Source organism: Chitinasiproducens palmae (assembly GCF_900095735.1).
Classification (GTDB): Bacteria; Pseudomonadota; Gammaproteobacteria; order Burkholderiales; family Burkholderiaceae; genus Chitinasiproducens; species Chitinasiproducens palmae.
On record NZ_FNLO01000010.1, the window covers coordinates 223675 to 232025 of the forward strand.

Sequence of the window (8351 nt, forward strand, 5' to 3'; positions counted from 1 at the left end):
CCTCATTCAAACGACTGGCGCTTCGATCTCAGCAGGTCGCAGAACTGCGTGATGGGCATCACGCCAAGATCCTGGCCGCCTCGGGCCCGCACGGCAACGGTTTGCGAATCGCGCTCTTTATCGCCCACCGTGAGCAGGTAGGGAATCTTCTGAAGCGCGTGCTCGCGTATTTTATATCCAATTTTCTCATTGCGCAAATCGGACACCGCCCTAAGCCCTTGTTTTTGCAACGTTTGAACAACAGACTGGGCGTATTCTGCCTGGCCGTCGGAAATATTCAGTACCGCGGCCTGCACCGGCGCAAGCCATGCCGGCATCGCACCCGCATGATTTTCAATCAAAATCCCGATGAACCGCTCCAGCGAACCGAGGATGGCGCGGTGCAACATCACCGGACGGCGGCGCGTGTTGTCCTCGGCCACGTACTCGGCATCGAGCCGTTCCGGCAGCACGAAATCGAGCTGCAAGGTGCCGCATTGCCACGAGCGGCCGATCGCGTCCTTGATGTGGTACTCGATCTTCGGGCCATAGAACGCGCCTTCGCCTGGCAGTTCCTCCCACTCAATGCCGCAGGCGGCCAGCGCATGCCGCAGGCCGGCTTCCGCGCGATCCCACACCTCGTCGCTGCCAGCGCGCTTCTCCGGCCGCAAGGACAGCTTGACAGCCACGTGCTCGAAGCCAAAATCCTGGTAGACGCTCATCGCGAGCGTGTTGAAGGCAATCGCCTCGACGTCGATCTGGTCTTCCGTACAGAAAATGTGGGCGTCGTCCTGGACGAAGCCGCGAACGCGCATCAGGCCATGCAGCGCGCCGGAAGGCTCGTTGCGGTGGCAGGAGCCGAACTCGGCATAGCGCAGCGGCAGGTCGCGATACGAGCGCAGGCCGTGATTGAAGATCTGCACGTGACCCGGGCAGTTCATCGGCTTGATCGCGTAGTCCCGCTTCTCGGATTCCGTCGTGAACATGTTTTCACGATAGTTTTCCCAGTGGCCGGACCGCTCCCACAGCGAACGGTCCATCACCATCGGCGTACGGATCTCCTGGTAGCCTGCCTCGTTCAGGCGCTCACGCATGTATTGCTCGATGCTCTGCCACAGCGACCAGCCGCGCGGATGCCAGAACACCATGCCCGGCGCCTCTTCCTGCAGGTGGAACAGGTCCAGCTGCTTGCCCAGCTTGCGGTGGTCACGCTTTTCCGCCTCTTCCAGCCGGTGCAGATACGCCTTCTGCTCCTCGGGCCGGGTCCAGGCCGTGCCGTAGATGCGCTGCAGCTGTTCGTTGCGCGCGTCGCCGCGCCAATAGGCGCCGGCCACCTTCATCAGCTTGAACACCTTCATCTTGCCCGTGCTCGGCACGTGCGGGCCGCGGCACAGATCCGTGAAGCCGCCATGCGAGTACAGCTTGATTTCTTCCTGGGCAGGGATCGACGCGATGATCTGCGCCTTGTAGCGTTCACCGATCCCTTCGAAATAGGCCACCGCCTCGTCGCGCGAGACGACGCGGCGCGTCACGACTTCGTCGCGCTTGGCCAGTTCGTGCATGCGCTGCTCGATGCGCTCCAGATCCTCGGGCGTGAACGGTCGCGCGTAGGCGAAGTCGTAGTAGAAACCGTCGTCGATCACCGGGCCGATCGTCACCTGCGCCTCGGGAAACAGCTCCTTGACCGCGTAGGCGAGCAGGTGGGCCGTCGAGTGGCGGATGATGTCCAGGCCTTCCGGATCCTTTTCGGTGATGATCGCGAGCGACGCATCGTGATCGATCGTCGTCGACAGGTCGACCTCGCGACCGTCCACCCGGCCGGCCAACGCGGCCTTGGCAAGACCGGGACCGATCGAGGCCGCAACCTCGGCCACCGTGACCGGCTTGTCGAATTGTCGTACCGAACCATCGGGCAGGCGTACCGAAACCATCTTCTTCTCCGACGACCGCCATGAGGCGATCCGCTTGCAGGGACAAATACGAGGACAAAAAAAAAGCGGCCTCTACGAGGCCGCTTTTTTATCGCTGAATTGCGAACGATGAACCGGTCCCGACTAGGCAGGCTTGCTTGCGGTACCGGTCAGCGTTCGCGGATGCATGTTCAGCGCTTTATGTTCAAGAGACGCTTCGAAAGACGATGCCCTCGATACGACCCAGGTTTCAATACAGCGGATGCCCAACAACGACACCCGCGCTTTTCGTTGGTAGGCTCGATTGGACTCGAACCAACGACCCCCACCATGTCAAGGTGGTGCTCTAACCAGCTGAGCTACGAGCCTGAAGAAGCTGAAATTATAAAGACCTTTCCCAGGAATGCAAGCTTTTTCTGGGATTTTCCTCGCAGCGCGCCTAGCGCACGTCCGCGCGACGGCTCGCTCGCACGACGCCGGACACCTCGGACAGCACTGCAAGCGCACGCTGCAAACGCGAGGCGTCGGCGACCTCGACCGTGAACTGCATCAGTGCCACGTCGCGCTTCGACGCCGTCTGCACGCCGATCACATTGATCTTCTCCCGCGAGAAGACTTCCGAGATGTCGCGCAGCAAGCCTTGCCGATCGGTGGCCTCGATGACAAGGTCGACCGGATACACGGTGCTGCCCTGCCCTTCGGACCAGGCAGTCTCCAACACCCGCTCCGGCGCGCGTTCGGCCATCTTGCGGAAGCTCGGGCAGCCGATGCGGTGAATCGAGACACCCTTGCCGCGCGTGACGAAGCCTGCGATCGGATCCGGCGGCGCCGGGCGGCAGCAGCGCGCGAGCTGCGTCATCAACGCGCCGACCCCGACCACCAGCACGCCGCTGGACGCGCCGCGGGCGACACTGCTGCCGCTGCTCTGCTTGGTGACGATTTCGGGCGGACGCTCGGCCGCTTCCGACGGTGCGTCGGACAGCGCCTGTTCGACCAGGCGCAGACTGAGCTCATCCTTCGCCACGGCGGTGAACAGCGCGTCGGGCGCCTTGAAACCGAGCTTGTTGGCGAGCAGGTCGAGGTTGACCGCCGTCTTGCCCTCGCGCTGCAGGGTTTTTTCCACCAGCGCCCGGCCGTTCGCGACCGTTTCCTGAAGGTCTGCGGCATTGAACCAAGCGCGCACCTTGGTGCGCGCGCGCGGGCTGCGCAGATAGCCCAGTTGCGGGTTGAGCCAGTCGCGCGACGGCGCGCCCTGCTTGACCGCGATGATCTCGACCGTCTGACCGTTGGCCAGCGGCGTGTTCAACGGCACCATCACGCCGTCGACGCGCGCACCACGACAGCGGTGCCCGAGCTCGGAATGCACGTGATACGCGAAGTCGACCGGAGTCGCACCCTGCGGCAGCGCAACCACGCGCGCCTGCGGCGTGAGCACGTAGATGTGGTCGTCCGGCTCGGTCTGCTTGATTTGCGTCCAGGGCTCGACCACATCGCCGCTGTCGTTGACGACCTCGTCCTTCCACGACAGCAACTGCCGCAGCCAGGCGATGCGGTCGTCGTACGCCTCGTTGGCGACCGACTGGCCGGCATAGCCTTTGGCGCCTGCTTCCTTATAGCGCCAGTGCGCCGCCACGCCGTATTCGGCGAAACGATGCATCTCCTGCGTACGAATCTGCACCTCGAAGGCGCGGCCGTCGTCGCCGATCACCACCGTGTGCAGCGACTTGTAGCCGTTCGGCTTGGGCCGCGAGATGTAGTCGTCGAATTCCTTCGGAATCGGCTGCCAGATGTGATGGACGAGTCCGAGGACCGCGTAACAGTCCTTGACGTCGGCGACGATCACCCGGAACGCGCGCACGTCGTACAGCTCGCTGAAATCCAGCTCCTTGCCGCGCATCTTTCGCCAGATGCTGTAGATGTGCTTCGGCCTCCCGCTGACCTCGGCCTCGATGCCGGCCGCCGCCAGCTCGGCGCGCAGGCGCTCGATCGCACCGGCCACGAACGCCTGCCGCTCGATGCGCTTTTCGTCGAGCATGCGGGCAATGCGTCGGTAGGTGTCGGGGTCGACGAAACGGAACGCCAGATCCTCCAGCTCCCATTTGAACTGCCAGATGCCGAGTCGATTGGCCAGGGGCGCGTAGATCTCCAGCGTTTCGGCCGCCACATGCGGCTCGGGCTCGCTCTTGCTGTTCGCGTGGAAGCGTAGCGTCTGCAGACGCGAGGCCAGCCGGATCAGCACGACCCGGATGTCCTGCGCGAACGCCAGCAACAGCTTGCGCAGCGACTCGACGTCGGCCAGGCGTTGCGCCTCCGCTTCGCGCGAGCCGGCGGCGGCGAGCGATGCGCGGCTGCCGACCACGCCCAGCTCGGACAGCCGCCGCGTGTCCGAGACGAGGCGGGCGACTTCTTCGCCGAAACGGTCCGCGATCGCACGATCGAGACGCTCGTCGCCGGCGAAGCGCGCCGGACAGAGAATCGCCGCGACCAGCGCGGGCCGGTCGACCTCCAGCGTGGTGAGCAAGCGGGCGGTGCCCAGCGCGTGCTCGAGGACCGGCTCGCCGGAGGCGAGCGTCTTGTCCGCGCCCTGTTCGGCAACGAAGGCCAGCGCGTCAGCTATGCCAGGATCGGCTTCGAGGGCAAGCCGGTCCTGTTCGACGTTGTGTTCTGATTCCATGACGAATAGTCGCACGCGGCACGACGGCGAGCGACCGCCGGACGCCGCGGCGTCCGGCCGGGCCTATGGTGTCGCCCGGCGTCGCCCCGTGTCGCCCCGCGCTGCGCCGGGCAGCGCGGGGCGACGCCGGGCGGCCGGCTTGTTGACTCAGTCGCGCTGCGCGGCCACGACGACAATCTCGACCAGGCAGGCGGGATTCGCCAGCCGGGCCTCGACGGTGGCGCGCGGCGGCGTGTTGCCTTCGGGCACCCATTCGTCCCACACCGCGTTCATGCCGTCGAAGTTGGCCAGGTCCGACAGGAAGATCTGCACCGACAGCAAACGGGTCTTGTCGGTGTTGGCCTGTTCGAGCAGGCGGTCGACATGGCCGAGCACCTCGCGGGTCTGGGCGACGATGTCGCCGCCGGTTTCCTCGGCGATCTGGCCCGCCAGGTAGACGGTGCCGTTGTGAATGGCAGCTTCGGAGAGGCGTTTGCCGACGTGCAGTCTTTCGATGTCCATATCCAGGTGAAGTGACAGGTGGGTGGAAGCAGTCGCGTTCAATACGCGACTGTCTGGAGAAAATCGCGGACGACCGCGATCTGGGCGGGATCGACGAGCGTCGGCGCATGTCCGACGCCGGCGATCTCCACCGCGCGTGCCCGTCCGCCGGCCCGCGCCAGCATCTCGTCGACGGTCGCCGCGCCAAGCAGCGTCGAGCAGGCGCCACGCAGCACGAGGATCGGACACTGGATCGCGTCGTATGCCGTCCACAACATGGTTTCGGCCGCGTGCAGCGACGCCGGTGACAAAGCAGCTTCGGCCCGGAACGGCTGGGCGATCTGCGGATCGTAATGCAGCACCACGCCCGGCCCCGCGTCTTCGGCGACCAGCATCGCGTCGTTGAGCATGCGCCATTGCGCATCCGAGTGCGGTCCGAAACCGTCCATGATGCCGCGCAGGTAGGCGAGACCGGCCGCGCGGCTCGGAAAGCGGCGCGCGGTGCCGGCGTACGACGCGATCTTCGCCAGCCCCTCCGCCTGTAGCCTCGGCCCGACATCGTTGAGCACCAGACTGCGCACCGGCGACTCAGGCAGTGCCGCGACGCCAATGCCGATCAGCCCACCCATCGACGTGCCGACCCAATCCAGCGCGTCGACACGCAGTTGCGCCAGCAGCGCGATCATGTCCGACACGTACTGCGCGATGCTATAGCCCGCCGGATGCGGCAGCCAATCGGAGCGCCCCCGGCCGACCACGTCCGGGCAGATGACACGCCACTCACCGCTCAGCGCCTGCGCGAGCGGATCGAAATCACGACCGGTCCGCGTCAGTCCGTGCACGCAGAAGAGTGTGCGCGGCGCCGACGGATCGCCCCATTCGACATAGGCGACGCGGTGCATGCCGCCCGCGTGCGGACACCATGCCTCGCCCCGGCGCGGTGCCAGCGCGGCGGCCGTCATGCTGCCGACCGCCCGCAAGGCGACGCGTGGCGCATCCGGACCCGCGGCGCGCGTTTCACCGTCTTACTGCGCGCTGGCCGATACGTCTGCACGGATCGGCGCACCGGTCTTCGCCTGTAGCTCCTCGAAGGTGACGCCGGGCGCCATTTCGACGAGACGCAAGCCTTCCGCATCGACATCGAGCACGGCCAGGTCGGTGATGATGCGGTCGACCACGCCGACCCCGGTCAACGGCAGCGAGCAGGTCTTGAGGATCTTGTGCTGATCGCCCTTCGCGACGTGTTCCATCAGCACGATCACGCGCTTCACGCCGGCGACCAGGTCCATCGCGCCGCCCATGCCCTTGATCATCTTGCCGGGGATCATCCAGTTGGCCAGATCGCCGTGCTCGCTGACCTGCATCGCGCCGAGAATCGCCAGATTGATATGGCCGCCGCGGATCATCGCGAACGAGTCCGCGGACGAGAAGATCGACGAGCCAGGCAGGGTCGTCACCGTCTGCTTGCCCGCGTTGATCAGATCGGCGTCGACTTCATCCTCGGTCGGCGACGGGCCGATGCCCAGCAGGCCGTTTTCCGACTGCAGCCAGACCTCGACACCGGCCGGCACGTGATTGGCCACGAGGGTCGGCAAGCCGATGCCCAGGTTGACGTAGAAGCCGTCCTGCAGTTCGCTCGCCGCGCGCGCGGCCATTTCGTCACGAGTCCAGGCCATGGTCAGTCTCCTTTCGCGCGGACGACGCGCTGTTCGATGCGTTTCTCCGGCGTCGCGTTCAAGACCAGACGCTGCACGAAGATACCCGGCGTGTGGATGTGATCGGGATCGAGCTCGCCGACCTCGACGATTTCCTCGACCTCGGCCACGGTAACCTTGCCGGCCATCGCGCACATCGGGTTGAAGTTGCGCGCCGTGCGGCGATAGATCAGGTTGCCCGACTTGTCCGCCTTCCATGCCTTGACGAGCGCGACATCGGCCGTCAGCGACCGCTCCAGCACGTAGTGATTGTCACCGAACTGCCGCGTCTCCTTGCCGTCGGCGATCACCGTGCCGTAGCCGGTGTTCGTGAAGAAGGCGGGGATGCCGGCGCCGCCCGCGCGCAGCTTCTCGGCCAGCGTACCCTGCGGCGTGAACTCGAGCTCCAGTTCGCCGGCGAGGTACTGCCGTTCGAATTCCTTGTTCTCGCCGACGTAGGACGAGATCATCTTCTTGATCTGACGGGTTTCGAGCAGTTGGCCGAGACCGAAGCCGTCGACGCCGGCGTTGTTGCTGATGCAGGTCAGTCCCTTGACGCCGGTGTCGCGAAGCGCGGCGATCAGCGCCTCCGGAATGCCGCAGAGACCGAAGCCGCCGACCGCGAACGTCTGGTCATCGGCCACGATGTCGGCCAGTGCCTCGCGGGCGCTGCCGTAGATCTTGTTCATCACTGTCCCCCTTCTCTTTTATCGCTTGTTGCGCAACGCGTGCGAGCCGGCGCGCGGGTCTCGCGACGCGCGCGCCGGGTACGATTTGACCGACCGTAGAATAGCAGACTGCTGCCTGCTTTCAGCCGCTTTCAGCCTGCTTCGCCATCCGGCAGACAGGCGCGCAGCGCCTCCGGCCAGGGCACCGAACGGCCTGCCGCATAGTCCACCCACACGATGCGCGCGTCGCCATCCGCGTACAGAGTGTCCGGATCATCGGTGCGTCGCAGCTCGAAATGCGTGTCCAGGCTGCTGCGCCCGGGCCGCGCACAGCTCATCACGCCGAGCAAGGTGCCCGGATAGTGCAGTTGCTTGCGGAAATTCATCGATGCGTTGACGATCACCGGCCCCTGCCCCGGGAAATCGTTGGCCACGCCGTGCGAATCGAGCCACTCGATCCGCGTCTGTTCCATGTAGCGGAAATAGACCGTGTTGTTCACGTGGCCGAATGCGTCCATGTCGCCCCAGCGGATCGGCATCTCGCACGTGAATACCGTTGTGTACCCTTCCATCGACTTCTTCTCCTGTACGGCGTTTGCGAGCCGCTCCGCGGCGCGACAGCCGCCGGTGGGCGGGTGCGCGCCGCGTGTTGTTGTCTGTTCCCGGCGCCGAACGGCTGAGCCGTCGCGGCCGGCCCGGCCGTGGCGTCTCTCGCACCGTCCAGCGCCGATGCTGCAACGCACGATCGTACTACGACGTTGCGCCGGTTGCGGCGCATGGCGGCTTCCCCGACAATGGCGCGAACGAAAAAGTCACAATACGGAGAATTGCCCCATGACGTCCCCGGCCTGGCTCGAGCAATACGGTCCACGCGAATCGATGGAGTACGACGTGGTCGTGGTCGGCGGCGGCCCCGCGGGACTGTCCGCGGCGATCCGGCTCAAGC

8 protein-coding genes and 1 tRNA gene are annotated in these 8351 nt (G+C 65.5%); 1 reads left to right on the forward strand and 8 read right to left on the reverse strand.

The annotated features are described in order from the left end of the window. Window positions 1-2 precede the first annotated feature (2 nt). The 8 genes from thrS to BLU54_RS16850 all read right to left on the reverse strand — a co-directional run bounded on the left by thrS (window position 3) and on the right by BLU54_RS16850 (window position 7977). Window positions 3-1910: a threonine--tRNA ligase gene (gene thrS, locus BLU54_RS16815; RefSeq protein WP_091910901.1), complete on the reverse strand. Its 1908-nt coding sequence runs from the start codon at window positions 1908-1910 to the stop codon at window positions 3-5. Between the two features lie 271 nt (window positions 1911-2181). Continuing rightward, window positions 2182-2258, reverse strand: a tRNA-Val gene (locus BLU54_RS16820). A gap of 70 nt (window positions 2259-2328) precedes the next feature. Continuing rightward, window positions 2329-4563, reverse strand: a complete 2235-nt coding sequence (locus BLU54_RS16825) for a RelA/SpoT family protein (RefSeq protein ID WP_091910903.1) — start codon at window positions 4561-4563, stop codon at window positions 2329-2331. A 147-nt stretch (window positions 4564-4710) separates the two neighbouring features. After that, complete coding sequence (locus BLU54_RS16830; protein WP_091910905.1) at window positions 4711-5064, reverse strand: RidA family protein; 354 nt, start codon at window positions 5062-5064, stop codon at window positions 4711-4713. Between the two features lie 38 nt (window positions 5065-5102). Next, the gene (locus BLU54_RS16835) at window positions 5103-6005 is read right to left on the reverse strand and encodes an alpha/beta fold hydrolase (protein WP_091910908.1); all 903 of its coding nucleotides are present in this window, start codon (window positions 6003-6005) and stop codon (window positions 5103-5105) included. 63 nt (window positions 6006-6068) lie between these two features. After that, window positions 6069-6719: a CoA transferase subunit B gene (locus BLU54_RS16840; protein ID WP_091910911.1), complete on the reverse strand. Its 651-nt coding sequence runs from the start codon at window positions 6717-6719 to the stop codon at window positions 6069-6071. 2 nt (window positions 6720-6721) lie between these two features. Continuing rightward, a complete protein-coding gene (locus BLU54_RS16845) occupies window positions 6722-7426 on the reverse strand; it encodes a CoA transferase subunit A (RefSeq protein WP_091910913.1) in 705 nt (234 codons plus the stop codon). Window positions 7427-7557: 131 nt separating this feature from the next. After that, entirely contained in the window at window positions 7558-7977 is a 420-nt protein-coding gene (locus tag BLU54_RS16850; RefSeq protein WP_139169734.1) for an acyl-CoA thioesterase, read from the reverse strand. Window positions 7978-8239: 262 nt separating this feature from the next. Here BLU54_RS16850 and BLU54_RS23450 point away from each other — a divergent pair. Continuing rightward, window positions 8240-8351: FAD-binding protein (locus BLU54_RS23450; protein WP_139169735.1), on the forward strand; the 112-nt coding region annotated here is incomplete at its 3' end.

Bases quoted from the DNA above. Each gene is read 5' to 3' on its own strand.
- BLU54_RS16850 (WP_139169734.1), bottom strand. From the start codon at position 7,977: ATGGAAGGGTACACAACGGTATTCACGTGCGAGATGCCGATCCGCTGG.
- BLU54_RS16830 (WP_091910905.1), bottom strand. From the start codon at position 5,064: ATGGACATCGAAAGACTGCACGTCGGCAAACGCCTCTCCGAAGCTGCC.
- BLU54_RS16835 (WP_091910908.1), bottom strand. From the start codon at position 6,005: ATGACGGCCGCCGCGCTGGCACCGCGCCGGGGCGAGGCATGGTGTCCG.
- BLU54_RS16825 (WP_091910903.1), bottom strand. From the start codon at position 4,563: ATGGAATCAGAACACAACGTCGAACAGGACCGGCTTGCCCTCGAAGCC.
- BLU54_RS16840 (WP_091910911.1), bottom strand. From the start codon at position 6,719: ATGGCCTGGACTCGTGACGAAATGGCCGCGCGCGCGGCGAGCGAACTG.
- thrS (WP_091910901.1), bottom strand. From the start codon at position 1,910: ATGGTTTCGGTACGCCTGCCCGATGGTTCGGTACGACAATTCGACAAG.
- BLU54_RS16845 (WP_091910913.1), bottom strand. From the start codon at position 7,426: ATGAACAAGATCTACGGCAGCGCCCGCGAGGCACTGGCCGACATCGTG.